The sequence below is a fragment of the Demequina lignilytica genome (assembly GCF_030418305.1).
Taxonomy (GTDB): Bacteria; Actinomycetota; Actinomycetes; order Actinomycetales; family Demequinaceae; genus Demequina; species Demequina lignilytica.
Map to the genome: position 1 here is coordinate 22,473 of NZ_JAUHPX010000001.1, position 16,009 is coordinate 38,481.

Annotated in this window: 17 protein-coding genes and 1 tRNA gene; 13 read left to right on the forward strand and 5 right to left on the reverse strand. The window is 69.7% G+C overall.

Annotated features, from left to right (window positions below; translation table 11 throughout):
* The 10 genes from QQX10_RS00125 (at position 1) to QQX10_RS00170 (ending at position 8,556) form a co-directional block, all read left to right on the forward strand.
* Positions 1 to 765: an ABC transporter ATP-binding protein gene (locus QQX10_RS00125; protein WP_301144152.1), complete on the forward strand. Its 765-nt coding sequence runs from the start codon at positions 1 to 3 to the stop codon at positions 763 to 765.
* Positions 762 to 1,481: an ABC transporter ATP-binding protein gene (locus QQX10_RS00130; protein WP_301144153.1), complete on the forward strand. Its 720-nt coding sequence runs from the start codon at positions 762 to 764 to the stop codon at positions 1,479 to 1,481. The genes QQX10_RS00125 and QQX10_RS00130 overlap by 4 nt, the downstream gene beginning before the upstream one ends.
* Complete coding sequence (locus QQX10_RS00135; RefSeq protein ID WP_301144154.1) at positions 1,478 to 2,356, forward strand: branched-chain amino acid ABC transporter permease; 879 nt, start codon at positions 1,478 to 1,480, stop codon at positions 2,354 to 2,356. The genes QQX10_RS00130 and QQX10_RS00135 overlap by 4 nt, the downstream gene beginning before the upstream one ends.
* A gap of 68 nt (positions 2,357 to 2,424) precedes the next feature.
* The gene (locus tag QQX10_RS00140) at positions 2,425 to 3,492 is read left to right on the forward strand and encodes a branched-chain amino acid ABC transporter permease (RefSeq protein WP_301144501.1); all 1,068 of its coding nucleotides are present in this window, start codon (positions 2,425 to 2,427) and stop codon (positions 3,490 to 3,492) included.
* A complete protein-coding gene (locus QQX10_RS00145; RefSeq protein ID WP_301144155.1) occupies positions 3,489 to 5,039 on the forward strand; it encodes a class I adenylate-forming enzyme family protein in 1,551 nt (516 codons plus the stop codon). The genes QQX10_RS00140 and QQX10_RS00145 overlap by 4 nt, the downstream gene beginning before the upstream one ends.
* The gene (locus QQX10_RS00150; protein ID WP_301144156.1) at positions 5,026 to 5,682 is read left to right on the forward strand and encodes a TetR/AcrR family transcriptional regulator; all 657 of its coding nucleotides are present in this window, start codon (positions 5,026 to 5,028) and stop codon (positions 5,680 to 5,682) included. Before QQX10_RS00145 ends, QQX10_RS00150 begins: the two co-directional genes overlap by 14 nt.
* Complete coding sequence (locus QQX10_RS00155; protein WP_301144157.1) at positions 5,679 to 6,443, forward strand: 3-hydroxybutyrate dehydrogenase; 765 nt, start codon at positions 5,679 to 5,681, stop codon at positions 6,441 to 6,443. Before QQX10_RS00150 ends, QQX10_RS00155 begins: the two co-directional genes overlap by 4 nt.
* The gene (locus QQX10_RS00160) at positions 6,443 to 7,354 is read left to right on the forward strand and encodes an alpha/beta fold hydrolase (protein WP_301144158.1); all 912 of its coding nucleotides are present in this window, start codon (positions 6,443 to 6,445) and stop codon (positions 7,352 to 7,354) included. Before QQX10_RS00155 ends, QQX10_RS00160 begins: the two co-directional genes overlap by 1 nt.
* Positions 7,351 to 8,400 (forward strand): alpha/beta fold hydrolase, encoded by a 1,050-nt coding sequence (locus QQX10_RS00165; RefSeq protein ID WP_301144159.1) that lies wholly within the window; start codon positions 7,351 to 7,353, stop codon positions 8,398 to 8,400. The genes QQX10_RS00160 and QQX10_RS00165 overlap by 4 nt, the downstream gene beginning before the upstream one ends.
* Positions 8,401 to 8,482: 82 nt before the next feature.
* Positions 8,483 to 8,556 (forward strand) — tRNA-Pro (locus QQX10_RS00170).
* Positions 8,557 to 8,919: 363 nt separating this feature from the next.
* Here QQX10_RS00170 and QQX10_RS00175 read toward each other — a convergent pair.
* Complete coding sequence (locus QQX10_RS00175; RefSeq protein WP_301144160.1) at positions 8,920 to 10,221, reverse strand: AAA family ATPase; 1,302 nt, start codon at positions 10,219 to 10,221, stop codon at positions 8,920 to 8,922.
* Positions 10,222 to 11,052: 831 nt separating this feature from the next.
* Here QQX10_RS00175 and QQX10_RS13630 point away from each other — a divergent pair.
* Positions 11,053 to 11,253: a DUF2510 domain-containing protein gene (locus tag QQX10_RS13630; protein WP_367281253.1), complete on the forward strand. Its 201-nt coding sequence runs from the start codon at positions 11,053 to 11,055 to the stop codon at positions 11,251 to 11,253.
* 101 nt (positions 11,254 to 11,354) lie between these two features.
* On the opposite strand, the gene QQX10_RS00180 is transcribed toward QQX10_RS13630, so the two are convergent.
* Positions 11,355 to 11,837: an SRPBCC family protein gene (locus tag QQX10_RS00180; protein ID WP_301144161.1), complete on the reverse strand. Its 483-nt coding sequence runs from the start codon at positions 11,835 to 11,837 to the stop codon at positions 11,355 to 11,357.
* Between the two features lie 433 nt (positions 11,838 to 12,270).
* The gene (locus QQX10_RS00185; protein WP_301144162.1) at positions 12,271 to 13,116 is read right to left on the reverse strand and encodes a Sir2 family NAD-dependent protein deacetylase; all 846 of its coding nucleotides are present in this window, start codon (positions 13,114 to 13,116) and stop codon (positions 12,271 to 12,273) included.
* 232 nt (positions 13,117 to 13,348) lie between these two features.
* Here QQX10_RS00185 and QQX10_RS00190 point away from each other — a divergent pair, with 232 nt between their 5' ends.
* Together QQX10_RS00190 and QQX10_RS00195 are read left to right on the forward strand one after the other, a co-directional pair.
* Positions 13,349 to 13,582 (forward strand): hypothetical protein, encoded by a 234-nt coding sequence (locus QQX10_RS00190; protein ID WP_301144163.1) that lies wholly within the window; start codon positions 13,349 to 13,351, stop codon positions 13,580 to 13,582.
* 224 nt (positions 13,583 to 13,806) lie between these two features.
* Complete coding sequence (locus QQX10_RS00195; RefSeq protein ID WP_301144164.1) at positions 13,807 to 14,166, forward strand: UBP-type zinc finger domain-containing protein; 360 nt, start codon at positions 13,807 to 13,809, stop codon at positions 14,164 to 14,166.
* 28 nt (positions 14,167 to 14,194) lie between these two features.
* Here QQX10_RS00195 and QQX10_RS00200 read toward each other — a convergent pair whose 3' ends face one another.
* Together QQX10_RS00200 and QQX10_RS00205 are read right to left on the reverse strand one after the other, a co-directional pair.
* Positions 14,195 to 15,079 carry a carbohydrate ABC transporter permease gene (locus QQX10_RS00200; protein WP_439710158.1) on the reverse strand — a complete coding sequence of 295 codons (885 nt, stop codon included), beginning with the start codon at positions 15,077 to 15,079 and terminating at the stop codon, positions 14,195 to 14,197.
* Between the two features lie 3 nt (positions 15,080 to 15,082).
* On the reverse strand, positions 15,083 to 15,985 hold the full coding sequence (locus tag QQX10_RS00205; protein WP_301144165.1) for a carbohydrate ABC transporter permease: 903 nt from the start codon (positions 15,983 to 15,985) through the stop codon (positions 15,083 to 15,085).
* Positions 15,986 to 16,009: the final 24 nt, after the last annotated feature.

Below are 16,009 nucleotides of genomic sequence, written 5' to 3' on the forward strand. Positions count from 1 at the left end.
ATGACCGCTGCAGTCCCGCCCGCGCTCCGTGTCGAGGGCCTCGGCCTTCAGATCGGCGGCGCGACCATCCTCCAGGACGTCGACCTCGACGTGCCCGCCGGATCGCTGGTCGGCGTGATCGGCCCCAACGGGGCCGGCAAGACCACGCTGTTCAACACGATCTCGGGGGTGGTCCGGCCCACGGCCGGCCGCATCCTGATGGACGGCCGCGACATCACGGGGACCTCGATCCCCGCGAGGGCGCGGGCGGGGCTGGGGCGGACGTTCCAGACCTCGAGCAACTTCCCGCGGCTGAGCGTGCTCGAGAACGTCCGCATGGCGGCGCAGGCCACCACCGGTGGCAGCTACTCGCTGCTGAGGTTCCCCGGTCGGGGAGACGATGCGACGCGTGCGGCGATCGAGTCGCTCGAGGCCGTCGGCCTCGCCGACAAGGCCCACCTCGCGGCGGGGGACATCTCCCACGGCGACAAGCGCAAGCTCGAGATCGCCACCCTGCTCGCCACCGACGCGAGCCTGATCCTGCTCGACGAGCCCATGGCGGGTGTGGGCTCCGGCGACGTCGCCGGGCTCGTCGAGCGCATCCGTGACCTGCACCGTACGAAGGGATGCACCGTCCTCATGGTCGAGCATCATCTCGAGGTCCTGATGGGCCTCGTCGACCGCGTCGCGGTCATGGTGTCGGGCAGCATCATCGCCTTCGACACCCCCGAGACGATCATGGCCGACCCGCGGGTCCAGGCCGCGTACCTGGGGAGCGCCGCATGAGCGCGGTGCTCGAGGTCGTGGGCCTGAGCGGCTCGATCGCCGGCCAGCAGGTGGTCGAGGACGTCTCCTTCACCGTCCCGGACCGCGGCATCACGGCCGTCCTCGGACGCAACGGCGTCGGCAAGACGTCGACCCTGCGCTCCATCATGGGCCTCATCGATCGCCGGGGCGAGGTGACCCTCGCGGGCGAGCGCATCGACGGCCTCCGCACCCACCGCATCGTCCAGCGCGGCGTCGGCTACGTGCCCGAGGACCGCGAGGTCTTCAGCCGCCTCACCGTCGCCGAGAACCTGCAGCTCGCCGTGCGCCAGAAGAAGCCCAACTGGGAGCTGGTCGACTCGCTGTTCCCCGACCTGGTGGCGCGGCGGTCGCAGATGGCAGGCACCCTGTCCGGCGGGCAGCAGCAGATGGTGTCGCTCGCTCGCGCGCTCGTCAACGACAACCGCATCCTGCTGGTCGACGAGCCGACCAAGGGCCTCGCGCCCCTGATCGTCGAGCAGGTCGCGGCGGCCCTCGCGGAGGCCGCGACCACGGTCCCGATCCTGCTGGTGGAGCAGAACCTCGAGGTGGTGCGTCAGCTCGCCGGCGACGCCGTGGTCCTCAGCGGCGGGCGCGTGGTGCACACCGGCTCCGCCTCCGCCATGCTCGCCGACGACGAGCTCACGCACCGCCTCCTCGGGGTGGGCGTGGCTCCCGCGACGGGAGGCGCCCGATGAGCACGCTGGTCCTGGTCCTCCTCACCGGCATCGGCCTCGGTGCCCTGTACTTCCTGGTCGCGTCGGGGCTCAGCCTCATCTACGGCCTGATGCACGTCCTGAACTTCGCGCACGGCGCCTTCCTCACCTTCGGCGCCTTCATCGGCTGGGAGGTCGCGCGGCGGCTCGACTCGACCTCGTGGTGGGCCTTCGCGGTCTCCATCCTGGTCGGCGGCCTCGTCGGCGCCGGCGTCGCGGCGCTCACCGAGCTCGCGCTCATCCGGCCGCTCTACGAGCGTCACATCGAGCAGGTGCTGGTGACCGTGGGCCTGGCGTTCGCGGCGGTGGCGCTGTACGAGGGGATCTGGGGCTCCGACCCGATCTACATCTCGGCACCGGCATGGATGAAGGAGACCACGAGCGTGCTCGGCGCCTCGGTGCCCAACACGTACTGGGTCCTCATGCTCGCCGCGACCGCGCTGCTCATCTCGCTGGTGGTCTTCCTCCGCTACACGCGGTTCGGCACCATCATCCGCGCGGGCGTCGAGAACCGGGCGATGGTCACGGCCCTGGGCATCGACGTGCGCACGGCGTTCCTGCTGGTGTTCGCCATCGGCGGCTCCGCCGCGGGCGTCGGCGGCGTGCTCGCCGCGCACTACACGGGCTACGTCTCCGCTCACCTGGGATCGACGCTGCTGATCTTCGCGTTCATCGTCACCGTGATCGGCGGGCTCGGCTCGCTGCCGGGCGCCGCGATCGCGTCGGTGCTGGTCGCCGTCCTGCAGCAGTTCGCGAACTACTACATGGGGGGCACTGGCGACATCATCGTCGTGGTCGCGCTGGCCGGCGTGCTGCTGGTGCGACCCTCGGGTCTCCTCGGAAGGAGGTTCGCGTGAACGCCGCCCGCGCCGCCGCGCGCCGCCTGCCGCTCGCCGCGATCGGCGGGGTCGCCCTCGTCGTCCTGATGGCGTGCCTGCCCCTGCTGAACATCTCGATCCCGGGCGTGCTCCCGACGCCGACCTATCAGCCGGGCGCCCTCGCGCTCCTGTCGCTCGCGATGATCTTCGCGGCGCTGGCGCTGACCTACAACATGCTGCTCGGCACCTCGGGCATGCTCTCGTTCGGCCACGCCCTGTACTTCGGCGCGGGAGCGTACGGCCTCGGCATCGCTCTCGAGAACCTCGGGGTCCCGTTGTTCCCGGGCGTGTTCATCGCGCTCGTCGGCGGGCTGATCATCGCCCTGGTGACGGGCGTGGTCGCGATGCGGGTGTCCGGCATCCCGTTCGCCATGGTGACGCTCGCGTTCGCGCAGGCCGGCTCGGTCCTGGTGCGGCGCAACTCCGCCGTGACGGGCGGCGAGGAGGGCCTGTCCCTCAACACCGAGGGCGTGCCGGACTGGCTCGTCGGCGTCGCCGACACCCGGAACCTCTACTGGGCCACGCTCCTGGTGCTCGTGATCGTCTACCTGGTGGCGCTGTGGGTCGACCGCTCCCGCCTGGGCCACCTCGCGCGTGCGACCAGGGAGAACGAGCTGCGCGTGCGCGTGCTGGGGCTCGAGCCCAACCGCGCGCGGCTGATCGTGTTCGTCATCGCCGCCGTGTGCGCGTCGCTCGTCGGCGTCGCCTACATGCTGCTGCAGTCGGGGACCGTGCCGCGCGCCGTGTCCGCCGACCTCACCATCACGGTGCTGGTGATCGTCGTCCTGGGCGGCGTGGGGTTCCGTTGGGGTGCGATCGTGGGAGGCGTGATCTACACCCTGCTCGACCAGCGCCTCACCGTGCTGGCCAACTCCGACGTGATCGAGTCGCTGCCGTCGGTGCTGCGGATCCCGCTGTCGGAGCCGCTGTTCATCCTCGGCACGCTCTTCATCCTGGTCGTGATGTTCCTGCCGGGCGGCATCGCGGGCACCGTCGACAGCCGGCTGCGCCGCTGGCGTGCGGGGCGCGCTGGTGCGGACCAGGTGGACGGCTCCGCCGTCGAGCGCCTCGAGGACGCCGACGCCGAGCCGGCCCGTGAGGAGGCTCGTTCGTGAGCGGCGAGCACACCCTCGGCCGGTGGCTGCTCGATCGGGCCGCCCGGTCGCCCGAGCGCATCGCGATCGACGACCGTGGCCTGCGGCTCGACTACGCGACGCTCGGCGGACGCGCGCAGGCGCTCGGCGACGCCCTCACCGCGGCGGGCTACGGGCCGGGCGACCGGATCGCCACCATCTGCTCGTCGACCGCGGACCACGTGGTCGCGTTCTTCGGGTGTGCGCTCGCCGGCGTCGCGTTCGTCCCGCTGTCGTGGCGGCTGACCGCCGAGGAGCTCGCCGAGCTGGTGGCACGGACCGCCCCGGCGCTCGTGCTGTCGGACGATGCGCGGGACGCCCTGGCGGCCGAGGCGGTGGCGGGTGCGGCCGAGCGGGGATGCGCGGTCCGCCTCCTGCCGGCGGGCAGCGCCGGCATCGAGGCCCACGTGCCCGAGCGACCGGGTGCCGCGGTGCCGCGCGAGGTCAGGGACGAGGACCCGCTGCTGATCGTCTACACCTCGGGCTCGGAGGCGAGCCCGAAGGGGGCGATCCTGTCCCACGAGAGCTGCTTCTGGAACAACCTGGCGCTCGCTCAGGCGCTGCCGCTGCGTCAGGACGACGTGGTGCTGGCGATGCTGCCGCAGTTCCACGTGGCGGCGTGGAACGTGCAGCCGCTGCTCGCCTGGTGGGTCGGCGCGACCGTGGTCCTCGAGAGCTCGTTCCAGCCCTCCCGGATCCTGCGGCTCATCGCCGAGCGCGGCGTGACCTGCACCATGGGGGTGCCGACCCAGTACAGGATGCTCAGCGATGAGCCCGGCTGGGACGAGGCGGATCTCAGCTCGCTCCGGCTGTGCCAGGTGGGTGGGGCGACGGCGCCCCTCGACCTCCTCGAGGCTTGGGCGTCGCGCGGCGCGCCGCTGACTGCGGGCTACGGCCTGACGGAGGCGGGACCGAACGTGCTGTGCCTGCCGGCCGGTGAGCAGCCCGAGAGGCTCGGCTGCGTGGGGCGTCCGTACCCGGGCGTCACGGTCCGGATCGTCGACCCTGCGTCGGGCCTCGAGCTCGACGGCCCCGGGGTCGGGGAGCTCGAGGTGCAGGGACCGAGCGTGTTCTCGGGCTACCTGGGAGATCCGCCGGCGAGCGCGGCCGCGCGCGACGGCGGCTGGCTCCGCACCGGCGACCTCGCCGAGCGTGGCGCGGACGGCGCCTTCCGCATCGTCGACCGGCTGAAGGACATCTTCATCTCCGGGGGGGAGAACGTCGCACCCGCCGAGGTGGAGGCCGTGCTCGAGCGCCACCCGCTGGTGGCGGCGGCGGCCGTCGTGGGCGTCCCCGACCCGGTCTGGGGCGAGCGCGGCGTCGCGTACGTCGAGGCCCGAGCCGGAGCGGCGCTCGGTGCGGACGAGCTCGCGGCGCACGCGGCCGCCCACCTGGCTGGCTTCAAGGTCCCGGTGCGGTTCCACCTGGTCCCGGAGCTTCCGCGCACCGGGTCGCACAAGGTCCACCGCGAGGTCCTGCGTGCGCAGGCGCTGCGCGAGAGTGCGGAGGTGCGCGATGAGCGTCGATGAGACGGATGCGGTCGAGCCGCTGTCGGCGGCCGGGAAGCCGCTGACCAAGCGTGGTGAGGCCACGCGGACCCGCCTGCTCGAGGCGGCCGAGCACGTCTTCGCGGAGCTCGGGTACCACGAGGCGTCGATCGTGCGGATCACCGAGCGCGCCGGGATCGGCCTGGGCACGTTCTACCTGTACTTCGACTCGAAGCAGGCGATCTTCGAGGCACTCGCGATCGACCTCAACCGCCGGGTGCGGCACGCCATGTCGGACGAGATGGCGGGGGCGACCACGCGCATCGAGGCGGAGCGGGCGGGCTTCGCCGGCTTCTTCCGATTCACCGCCGAGCACCCGGCGCTGTACCGGGTCGTGCGCGAGTCCGAGTACGTGTCGCCGGGGACGATGCGGCTGCACTACCAGCGGATCGTCGAGGGCTACGAGGAGGGTCTGCGCGCGGCCCAGGCCGAGGGCGACGTCGACCCCGGGCTCGACCCGGAGGTCACCGCGTGGACGCTGATGGGCATCGGCGAGCTGATCGGGATGCGCTACCTCCTGTGGGAGCGGCCCGAGGGGCAGGTGCCGCGCCTGCCCGACGGAGTGTTCGAGTCTGTGATGAGGGTGGTGCGCAACGCGCTCGCACCCGGGGAGGAGCGACGATGACGGGCAGCCAGGAGGCGCGGAACCTCGAAGGCCGCAAGGCGCTGGTGACGGGCGGCGCGAGCGGCATCGGTCGCGCCTGCGCGGTCGAGCTGGCCGCGCGCGGTGCCCACGTTGTCGTGGCGGACATCGACGGTGCCGCGGCCGACGCGGTCGCCGCCGAGGTGGGCGGCTCGGCGTGGCAGGTGGACCTCTCGCGCACGCGTGAGCTCGACGACCTGACGCTCGACGTCGACGTGCTGGTCAACAACGCGGGGCTGCAGCGGGTGTCGCCCATCGAGGAGTTCGAGCCCGACGCGTTCCGGATGCTCCACGCGATCATGCTCGAGTCGCCCTTCCTGCTCATCCGCGCGGCGCTGCCGCACATGTACGCGAAGGGGTGGGGCCGCATCGTCAACATGTCGAGCGTCCACGGCCTCCGCGCGAGCGCCTTCAAGTCCGCCTACGTGTCCGCCAAGCACGGCCTCGAGGGGCTGTCCAAGGTGACCGCGCTCGAGGGCGGCCCGCACGGCGTCACGAGCGTCTGCATCAACCCGTCCTACGTGCGCACCCCGCTGGTGGAGAAGCAGATCGCCGATCAGGCCAAGGTTCACGGCATCCCCGAGGAGGACGTGGTCGCGAAGGTGATGCTCACCGAGACCGCCGTCCGCCGGCTGGTCGAGCCCGAGGAGGTCGCGTCGCTCGTGGGCTGGCTCTCGACCGACCTCGCGGGGATGGCGACCGGCTCCTCGTACACGATCGACGGCGGCTGGACGGCGAAGTGATGCCTGCCCGCTACCGACGTACGTCGGTCCCCGTCGAGGGCGGCGATCTCGCGGTCGGCGTCTGGGAGCCGGACGGCGATGCCGTCGGCGAGGCGCTCCTGATCCATGGCGTGACCTCGTCGCACCTGGCGTGGGCGCACATCGCGGCGCTGCTGCCGGGCATGCGGCTGGTGGCGCCCGACCTCCGCGGTCGCGGCGGCAGCCGGGAGGTCGCGGGTCCCGCAGGGATGGCCGCGCATGCCGCCGACATGGTCGCGGTGCTGGATGCGTTCGCCATGGACGCGCCGCTGGTGGTCGGACACTCGATGGGCGGCTTCGTGGCGGTCGTGCTCGCCGACGCGGCGCCTGATCGGGTGGGCCGGCTGCTCCTGCTCGACGGGGGCCTTCCGCTCGGAGTGCCGGCGGGCCTGACCCCGGAGGACCTGGTGGCGACGGTGCTGGGCCCCACGGCCGCCCGGCTGTCCATGACCTTCGCCGACACCGCCGCCTATCTCGACTTCTGGCGCGCGCATCCCGCCTTCGCGCGGGACTGGACCCCCGAGCTCGAGGACTACTTCGCCTACGACCTGGTCGAGTCCGGAAGCGGGCTGCGTCCGGCGACCACCTACGAGACCACGGCGGAGGACACCGTCGACCTGCACACGGGTGCCGCGCTGCGCGTGGCGCTCGATCATCTGCGGGTGCCGACCACCCTGTTGACCGCTCCGCGGGGGCTCCTCGACGAGGCGCCCGGTCTGTATGCGGCCGAGAGGCTCGAGGAGCTGCTCCGGCTGTACCCGAGCGTCGCGCACCGCGAGGTGCCGGACGTGAACCACTACACGCTGGTGATGTCGCCCCGGGGTGCCGAGGAGGTCGCACCCGACCTGCTCGCCGCCGCGGGTGCGAGATCAGAGGAAGGAGCAGGACGATGACCGCTGTGATGGAGGGCCTGGTGGCCCACACCGTGGAGACTCCGCGCCTGGCGGCGCACGTCATCGAGCGCGAGGCCGCCGCCGCCCGCCGCACGCTGGTCCTGGTGCACGGGAACGTCTCCTCGTCGCTGTTCTGGCAGCCGACGATGCTGGCGCTGCCGTCCGACGTGAGGGCGTTGGCGATCGACCTGCGCGGCTTCGGAGGGTCTGCGACGCTGCCCGTCGACGCGACGCGCGGGGTGCGTGACTTCAGCGATGACGTGGTCTCGGTCCTGGAGACGCTCGGCACGGGTCCCGTCGACCTGGTCGGGTGGTCGATGGGCGGGGGCGTGGTCATGCAGCTCCTGATCGACCGACCGGACCTCGTCCGGTCGCTCACGCTCGTCGCGCCCGTGTCGCCGTACGGCTTCGGCGGCACCGCTGCCGGGGGCCGGCTGCTCCGAGACGACTGGGCCGGGACCGGGGCCGGAGGCGCGAACCCCGCGTTCGTCGCCGCGCTCGCCGCGGGAGACACCAGCGCCGATGAGCCCGTGTCTCCCCGGTCGGTGTTCCGCACGGCGTACGTCGCGGCCGGATCCGAGCCCCAGGTGCTCGAGGACCTCTGGGTCGAGTCGATGCTGTCGACGGCGACAGGGGTCGACAACTACCCGGGCGATGCGGTCGAGGCCGAGGGCTGGCCGGGATTCGGGCCGGGGGAGCGGGGCGTGCTCAACTCGATGGCGCCCCGGTGGTTCGACACGACCGGCATCGTCGCCGTCGAGCAGAAGGTCCCGGTGCTGTGGATCCGCGGCGACCAGGACGCGATCGTCTCCGACACCTCGTTCTTCGACCTCAACCACCTGGGCGCCCTCGGGGCGATCCCGGGGTGGCCCGGCGCCGAGGAGGCGCCCGCGCAGCCGATGATCGCGCAGACCAGGGAGGTGCTGGACGCGTACGCCGACGCAGGGGGTGAGTACCGGGAGGTGGTGTTCGAGGGCTGCGGTCATTCACCGCATCTCGAGCGCCCCGGAGCCTTCCTCGACGCCCTGGTCGAGCACCTCGGGTGACGCCTGCGCCCGCTCACGCGAAACTCGCGGCCCCGATGGTCGTCCGGTCCCTCGAAAGTCCGGTAATCTAGTCGGGCTGTCACGGGCTGTGGCGCAGCTTGGTAGCGCACCTGACTGGGGGTCAGGGGGTCGCAGGTTCAAATCCTGTCAGCCCGACGTGACGAGGGCCGTTCTTCCTGGCAGATGTCGGGAAGGGCGGCCTTCTTGCTTGCCCCCAGAGGTCCCATGATGGTGCGTGTGCACAAAGCACCGGGATGCGCTGGAAGCGGTGGCGGCACGTGCACGGGAGAGCCCTGCGACGGCCGCAGCGATGCCGGTGGCGCCACGCTCCGGGTTCTACGTCGTGAGGAACACATCCGGGGTGTGACCGAGGAGTGCGACCGCATCTGCGGCGGACACGCCCGCACCTGTGACCACGAACGCGAAGGAATGGCGCACCGCGTGAAGACGGATCACCGGGGTCTGCACCGCGACTTACCGAGCCCGTGGAGTTGTGGCGTCGGCGGGCGCTCATGGCGTCTACTTCATGGCCGCGCGTGTGCGGGTGTCCACATTCGCATACGTTGACCGGCGCATACGGACGTACACCTTGAACATCTCGTCCACGAACGCGTACTGATTTTGGCGCGAGATCTTCCGCACGGCGCGGCCGCATGTCTCTTTCGTGAGGTGGCCAATGTATGTTGACGGGTTGCTCACGCCGAGCGCACGTGCCTTCGGGTAGATCTCGCTAGTCGGGATGCTCTCGTCGGTCCACTCGGCGAGCAGGCGCAGTACGCACTCTCGCTGCCACGAATCCTTGACGGCACGCTGATAGCGCGCTTCAAGCACCGGCGCGAGCCGCCCCCAGATGTTTCCCTCACGTAGGAGTGCCGTGACGTGCGATTTCTCAATCCCGCTGCGACCCTCGTCGTACGCCGCGAGGAGTATCTCTTTGCCGACCACGTGAACAAACCAAGGGAATCCGCCAGCCAGGCGTGCGATTTCATTTTGCGCTGACTCGGTGAACTCAAAGAAGTGATCGTCCTCCGCGAGGTATGCCTGTGTGCGCTCGACAATCGACATGAGCTCAGTACGCGTCATCACACCAAGGCGCACCGGCTGCAGCGGTCGGCCAATGGACTCGTGGTCCTCAAGCAGGTCCTCGACGGTGTGCCCGATCCCGACAAGGGCAAAGCGAAGGTGGTCACTCGAGTACGACTTAAGGTAGCTCGCGAGTCCCTTCGTGCTTGCAACACGGTCAACCTCGTCAAGGATGAAAAGCACCGGCTGGTCGAAAACATCGGTCAGCGTCTCGGAGAGCCGCTCAATCTTCTCTGCGAGCGAGAATGACGAGAGATCGAGCTCCTTGATCTGTTCGTCGTAGCTCTTGGTGGTTTCGGCCTCGAAGATCTTGAACGACACCTTTCGGCGAGTCTTCCGATCGACGAGTACGCGCCCTGCACCGGGAGCCTCGGCGTCGAGGCGATGCTTGAGAGAGGTCAGAGCATTGAGCATCAGCTGCTGGATGCCCTTTAGGTTCTTGGTCTCGTCCGAGCACGTCACATACAGCGTGATGAACCGATGCTCGCCCGTGAGGGCGAGTTCTTCGTACTCGAACTGGCTCAGTAGCTCGACGTCCCCCTGAGCAATCCTGCTGCCCTGTAGTGCCAGGCTGGACTTTCCGATGCCGCGCGGACCGTAAATTACGATCAGGCTGCCATCCTCATGTAGGGCCTCAGCGAGGTGGCGGACCGCGCTTCGGCGCCCGGCGAACCGCTGCGGGTCTGCAATCTCCTTCGACGGCACGAAGGCGTTGGCGATGAAGTTGCGATCCGACATTGTGCGTGTCCCGCCTTGCTTGAGGAGCTCTACCTCGGGTGACGATACTCGCGTCGCGTTCGGGCTCGACATAGCCACGCAGGAGCCCATGACATCGCGTAGGGAGAGCCGGCGCGTCCTACGTGGCTCGTGCACAAGATGTGCACAAGCGCCGTGAGGTCGGCTGTGTTTCGATGGCACCAGATGGGCCATGCGCCGCACGAGGCACGCCTAGATGGGCCTCGGCGTGCCGCGCCGGTCGCTCTGGGGGTCAAGGGGTCGCAGGTTCAAATCCTGTCATCCCGACGGTGTAGGGCCTGTACCAGGGGAGACTCTGGTGCAGGGCCCTTCTTCATGCCGTGGCGAATGCCCGCTGGGTACGTCCTGGGTGCATGGACTCAGCCTCGGGGGCGTAGCGACGCGCTACGGGCGATCCTGTGCGCGGGTCCGGGGGCCAGGTTCATATGCAGGGGCTGCGTAGGTGTGGACCCCGCCCGAGGGCCTAGCTAGGGTGAAAACATGAGCAATGGCGCTTTGTACGAGATCACCTCGCATATCGATGGCAAGAACGCCAAGGTGCGTGTCTACCCAGACCGGGTTGAGTGGGAGCGGGGCAAGACGGTCAACACCAAGCTCCTAGTCGGCACCATGGGGATGTCGGCCCTTGCGGGACCGGCTGGCATCATGTCGAGAAAAGGTGCGGGGACCGAGGTGATCCCTATGAGAGCGATCACGTCGGTGACCACGAGACGAGACTCGATGCTGAACGACGTGGTGTCCGTAGTGACGTCGGGGAACACCATCGACATGCGTTGTGCGCGGGCGGAGGCAGAGCAACTCAGGTCCCTAATCATGCAGGGCATCAACGGGACTCTTGCTGCCGCACCGGTCACACCACCTGCTACTCCCGTTGCCGCGGCACCCCCGCCACCTCCTCCGCCTCCACCGCCCCCGGCGGACGCTAAGCCTGCCGACTGGTACGCGGATCCCAAGGGGGAGGCTCGCCTGCGGTACTGGGACGGAGCGCGATGGACGGAGCACACGGCACCGTAGCGGTGGTCCGGTGGGCCCGCAGGCGCGCCCCAGATTTCCCCGGGGCAAGGTGCCGACCGCAGCCGTGCGTCCAGGGCTTCCCGATGCCGAGCACAGGTTTGTCAGGAATCCCGCGCACCCTCCTCCACGTGCTGCTTGATCCGGCCGAGCCTCGCCTGGATCATCCGGTGTGCGGACTTCTCCCCGAAGTGGTCGAAGAACGAGGGCCTGCTCATCTCTGCCGTGAACAGGAGCCGGGTGCCGCGCTCCTCTGGGGTGAACGTCCAGGTGAAGGTCGACGGGGTGGTCGCGACCGGCCGCTTGCGGATCCCCTTGAACCGGAGCGTGGGGCGCACCTCGAAGCGGATGAGCTCATCGGGCACCGCCTCGGTGTACTCGAACTCCACGCGTTCGTCCACCCACGGCGGAGCGACGCCCTTGAGGTGAGCGACAGTCCCGACCCCGCCAGATCGCATGGTCACGTCGGTGACGGTGACCGGGTCGCCGTCGTGGATCCGCCTGGGGTCCAGGCAGTACGTGTAGACGTCGTGAGGCTGGGCTTCGATATGCACCGACTCCTCGACGACCGGGCCTTTCTCGTCCATCGCTCCGTCTCCTTCCGGGTGTCGCCCGCACACGAGCGCCACGGGCGCGGACCCCGTTGGGAGGCCCTGCTCCGGGCGGCTCGACCGCCGGGAGGCCTGGGTCGCTCGCGCGCGGCACACTTCCGGCCTACGCCGCCACTCCGCCGCAATCAAGAGACCATGGTCCCAGCGCCGAGGTCTCCCCGGCACGCGCCTCTCCTGCACGGGGCCCGCGGGACGCCGCCGCGAACGTCATCGCACCAGGCTCCCGCCACAAGCCCTCATCTGCCACCGACGGTGCAGGGTCGTGCGTCAGGGGAGACTCGGGTCCAGGCCCTGCCTCTGCTCGAGAGCGGTCGTCCTGGTGAGGCGCGTGTGATCGCCGGCGGGCGCAGCCCCTCAGAATCCCGGGCGTGCGTGGTGCGGCGCGGCTCGCGCGGGCGTCGCCGGCGGCTCACGCCAACGCGGATGCAAGAGCCTCGAGCGTCTCTGTGGTGCCGGCGTCGATCTTGACGTCGGCGCGGCGGTCACCCTTGGTGGCGCCCCGGTTGATGATCACGATCGGCGCTCCTCGGCGATGGGCGCGTGAGACGAGCCGAAGCCCGGAGTTCACGGCGAGCGACGATCCGGCGACCAGGAGGGCTTCGGCATCGTCGACGACCTGTTCGGCGGCGCGGGTCCGTGCGGCGGGAACGAGCTCGCCGAAGAAGACCACGTCCGGCTTGAGGATCCCCGCGCACACGCTGCAGTCGGGGACCGTGACGTTCTCCCAGGACTCTGGCATCACGTCGCCGTCCGGCCCCAGCTCGACACCGCCGGGGAGCGCGAGCGCCGGGTTGTCGCGCTCGAGCCGCACCGCGACCTCCTCGCGAGAGAAGCGGGTGCGACAGTCGAGGCAGGTCACGCCGCGCATGTCCCCGTGAAGCTCGACCACCTGGCGCGAGCCCGCTCGCAGGTGGAGCCCGTCCACGTTCTGGGTGACGAGCCCGGCGACCACGCCGGCCGCCTCGAGCCCGGCGAGCGCGTGATGTCCCTGGTTCGGGCGCGTGGTCGAGAAGGTCCTCCAGCCCAGGTGCGAACCGACCCAGTAGCGCCGCCGTTTCGCGTCGTCGCCCATGAAGTCCTGGAGGGTCATGGGCGTGCGCCGAGGAGCGCCGTCGCCGCGATAGTCGGGGATGCCGGAGTCCGTCGACACCCCGGCTCCGGTGAGGACCGCGATGCGGCGGCCCGCGAGGACCTCGAGCGCGCGGGAGATCAGCGGAGCGACAAGCTCACTGCTCTGCGCTCCCACAGTCGTCACGCGGCCCCTCCCGGTGGTTCGTTGCGTCGTCCCGTGCTGACGATGGTCGCACGACCGCCGCGGCGCCGGGGCTTGGCTGGGACTCGGATCGGTCGGTGGCGGGGTCTGCCGCTCCGTTCTCGTGTTCGCTCAGAGCAGAAGCCCGCCAGGGGTGCATCCGAAGGGCGGTTTGGGGCGGAAGTAGGGGGTGAAGCGGTCGCACCGGGTGACCGCCGATGGAAGGAGAAGCCCAATGAAGCGCATCATCGCCACCGGATTCATCACCGCCCTCGCGCTGGTCGGATTCGCGGGGACCGCCAACGCCGCGCCCGCGGACGCCGCGTGCTTCGGCCAGATCCACAAGGCCGTCAACGCCGGCGCTGTCGGCCTCGACAACGTGGGCCAGCTGGTCCAGGCGTCCGACGGCAAGGGCCAGGGGAAGAACGCGCTCGCGCGAGAGCTCGCCGCGGGCGGCTTCTGCGACTGACCCACGGCAGTCGTTCGTCGAACGCTCCGGCGGCTCGGACCAGGAGGTCCGAGCCGCCGCTTGCGATCGAGAGATCGAATGCGGATGCAGCCTCGAGCAGGTGGGCATACGGTGACGTGCCGCCAGCTAGCGGATACGCTCGAACGGTACGACTCGCCTGATCCCAGACTGACCGTCAGGATCCGGTGGCCACGCCACCGTCACCGCTCGATGAGGAGGACGCTGTGGAGACCGCAACCGAAGGCGTGTTCGACACCGCCGTGCCGCCGAGCGGACCAGGCTGCCTCGAGTGTGAGCAGACCGGCGGATGGTGGTGGCACCTGCGGCGCTGCGCACGGTGCGGACACGTCGGCTGCTGCGACGGCTCGCTCAGCACCCACGCGCGCCGTCACGCGGCGTCCACGGGACACCCGGTGGTGCAGAGCTACGAGCCGGGCGAGGTCTGGTTCTGGGACTACGGTGCCGAGAGCTTCCGCGACGGGCCGACCCTGACCCCGCCGACGAGCCACCCGGAGGACCAGACCGCGCCCGGACCCGCCGAGCGCGTTCCCGCGGACTGGCGCGAGATCCTCGCCGCGCGGTAAGACGCTCACGGAACTGCCGCGGAGTCGGCTACCCCTTCACCGACCCGGACATGAGGCCGCCGATGAAGTACTTGCCCAGCAGGATGTACACGATCAGCGTCGGGGCCGAGGCGAGGATCGCCCCTGCCATCGACGCGCCGTAGTTCGCGAGGATGGAGCCGTTGGCGAGGTTGTTCAGCGCCAAGGTGACGGGGCCGTTCTGCGCGGACGAGAAGAACACCGCGAACAGGAAGTCGTTCCACGCGGACGTGAACTGCCAGATCAGCACCACGACGAAGCTCGGGATCGACAGCGGCAGCACGATCGACCAGTAGGTGCGCAGCATCCCGGCCCCGTCCACGCGACCGGCCTCGACCATCTCCGTCGGGATCGACTGGTAGTAGTTGCGGAAGATCAGCGTGGTGATCGGGATGCCGTAGATGACGTGCAGGATGATCAGGGTCGGCACGCCGCTCGGGAGACCGATGCCCAGCACCAGCTGAAGCAGAGGGATCATCACGGCCTGGTACGGGATGAACATCCCGAAGAGGATGACGGTGAAGACCACGTCGGCGCCCTTGAAGCGCCAGCGCGACAGCACGAAGCCGTTCATCGACCCGAGGATCGCGGAGATGATCGACGCCGGGACCACCATCATCAGCGACCGTCCGATCGCCGGCGCAAGCGTGGTCCACGCCTCGCTCCAGTTGTCGAGCACCCACTCGGACGGCAGGGCCCATGCGCGTGCTGCGGTCGCGTCACCGGATCCCTTGAAGCTGGTGACGAGGAGCACGTAGACGGGGATCAGGACGAGGACCAGGAAGAAGAACAGCACCAGGTACTTGACCGTGCGGCCCAGAGCGTAGCGGGGGTCGATCTCCCGGCGCCGCCTGGGCGCGGCGGTGGTGGCCTCTCGAGCGTCGGTCACGGCCATCGTCTATCGCCTGCCCTCTCGTGCGACGTGGACCAGGTACGGGACGATCAGCACGGCCACGATGACCAGCAGGATGGCGCCGACGGCCGCCGAGTTGGCGTAGTCGTACTGGCTCTTGAAGAGGAACATGTCGATCGCCGGAACCTTGGTCTGGTAGTTCGCGGGCTTCGAGATGGACATGATCAGGTCGAACACCTTGAGGGACATGTGCCCGATCACGATCACCGCGGACAGCAGGATCGGTGTCAGCTGCGGGAAGACCACCATCCGGTAGAGCTGGAACTCGGATGCGCCGTCGACCCTCGCCGCCTCGCGCAGCTCCTCCGGGATCCCGCGGAAGCCCGCCAGGAACAACGCCATGATGTAGCCGGACAGCTGCCAGATCGCGGGGATCGCGATCGCCGTGATGCCCACGTTGACGTTGTTCCACCAGCCGTTCTGCAGGAAGCTCAGGCCGACCATCTGGAACAGCCGGTTGAGCCCCGTCGCGTTGTCACCCGTGTTCGCGTTGAGCAGCCATCGCCAGACGACTCCGGACGCGATGAACGACACGGCCATGGGGAACAGGTAGATCGAGCGGAACACACCCTCGTACCTGACCGGACGGTCGAGGAGCCAGGCCCACATGAACCCGAAGAGGAGCGCGCCCCCGAGGAAGACGACCGTGTACAGCCCGAGGTTCTTGAGAGAGTGCTGGAACGAGTCGCTCCCGAGCAGTTCCCAGTAGTTCGCCAGTCCCACGAACTGGACGGGCGCGCGCCCGGTGGTCTGCGCCGCTGTGTGCATGTCCGTCATGGACGTGTAGGTGTTGACCGCGATGAGGCCGTACACGAATACGCCGACGAGGACGAGCGACGGCGAGATGAGCAGCACCGGCGGGCCCCACCTGCGGATGTCGCGAAGCATGGCACCTCCTCGGTCGCGACGATG

Bases quoted from the DNA above. Each gene is read 5' to 3' on its own strand.
- QQX10_RS00130 (WP_301144153.1), top strand. From the start codon at position 762: ATGAGCGCGGTGCTCGAGGTCGTGGGCCTGAGCGGCTCGATCGCCGGC.
- QQX10_RS00190 (WP_301144163.1), top strand. From the start codon at position 13,349: ATGAAGCGCATCATCGCCACCGGATTCATCACCGCCCTCGCGCTGGTC.
- QQX10_RS00150 (WP_301144156.1), top strand. From the start codon at position 5,026: ATGAGCGTCGATGAGACGGATGCGGTCGAGCCGCTGTCGGCGGCCGGG.
- QQX10_RS00155 (WP_301144157.1), top strand. From the start codon at position 5,679: ATGACGGGCAGCCAGGAGGCGCGGAACCTCGAAGGCCGCAAGGCGCTG.
- QQX10_RS00125 (WP_301144152.1), top strand. From the start codon at position 1: ATGACCGCTGCAGTCCCGCCCGCGCTCCGTGTCGAGGGCCTCGGCCTT.
- QQX10_RS00135 (WP_301144154.1), top strand. From the start codon at position 1,478: ATGAGCACGCTGGTCCTGGTCCTCCTCACCGGCATCGGCCTCGGTGCC.
- QQX10_RS00200 (WP_439710158.1), bottom strand. From the start codon at position 15,079: ATGGCCGTGACCGACGCTCGAGAGGCCACCACCGCCGCGCCCAGGCGG.
- QQX10_RS13630 (WP_367281253.1), top strand. From the start codon at position 11,053: ATGCAGGGCATCAACGGGACTCTTGCTGCCGCACCGGTCACACCACCT.
- QQX10_RS00165 (WP_301144159.1), top strand. From the start codon at position 7,351: ATGACCGCTGTGATGGAGGGCCTGGTGGCCCACACCGTGGAGACTCCG.
- QQX10_RS00175 (WP_301144160.1), bottom strand. From the start codon at position 10,221: ATGTCGGATCGCAACTTCATCGCCAACGCCTTCGTGCCGTCGAAGGAG.
- QQX10_RS00160 (WP_301144158.1), top strand. From the start codon at position 6,443: ATGCCTGCCCGCTACCGACGTACGTCGGTCCCCGTCGAGGGCGGCGAT.
- QQX10_RS00205 (WP_301144165.1), bottom strand. From the start codon at position 15,985: ATGCTTCGCGACATCCGCAGGTGGGGCCCGCCGGTGCTGCTCATCTCG.
- QQX10_RS00140 (WP_301144501.1), top strand. From the start codon at position 2,425: ATGGCGTGCCTGCCCCTGCTGAACATCTCGATCCCGGGCGTGCTCCCG.
- QQX10_RS00180 (WP_301144161.1), bottom strand. From the start codon at position 11,837: ATGGACGAGAAAGGCCCGGTCGTCGAGGAGTCGGTGCATATCGAAGCC.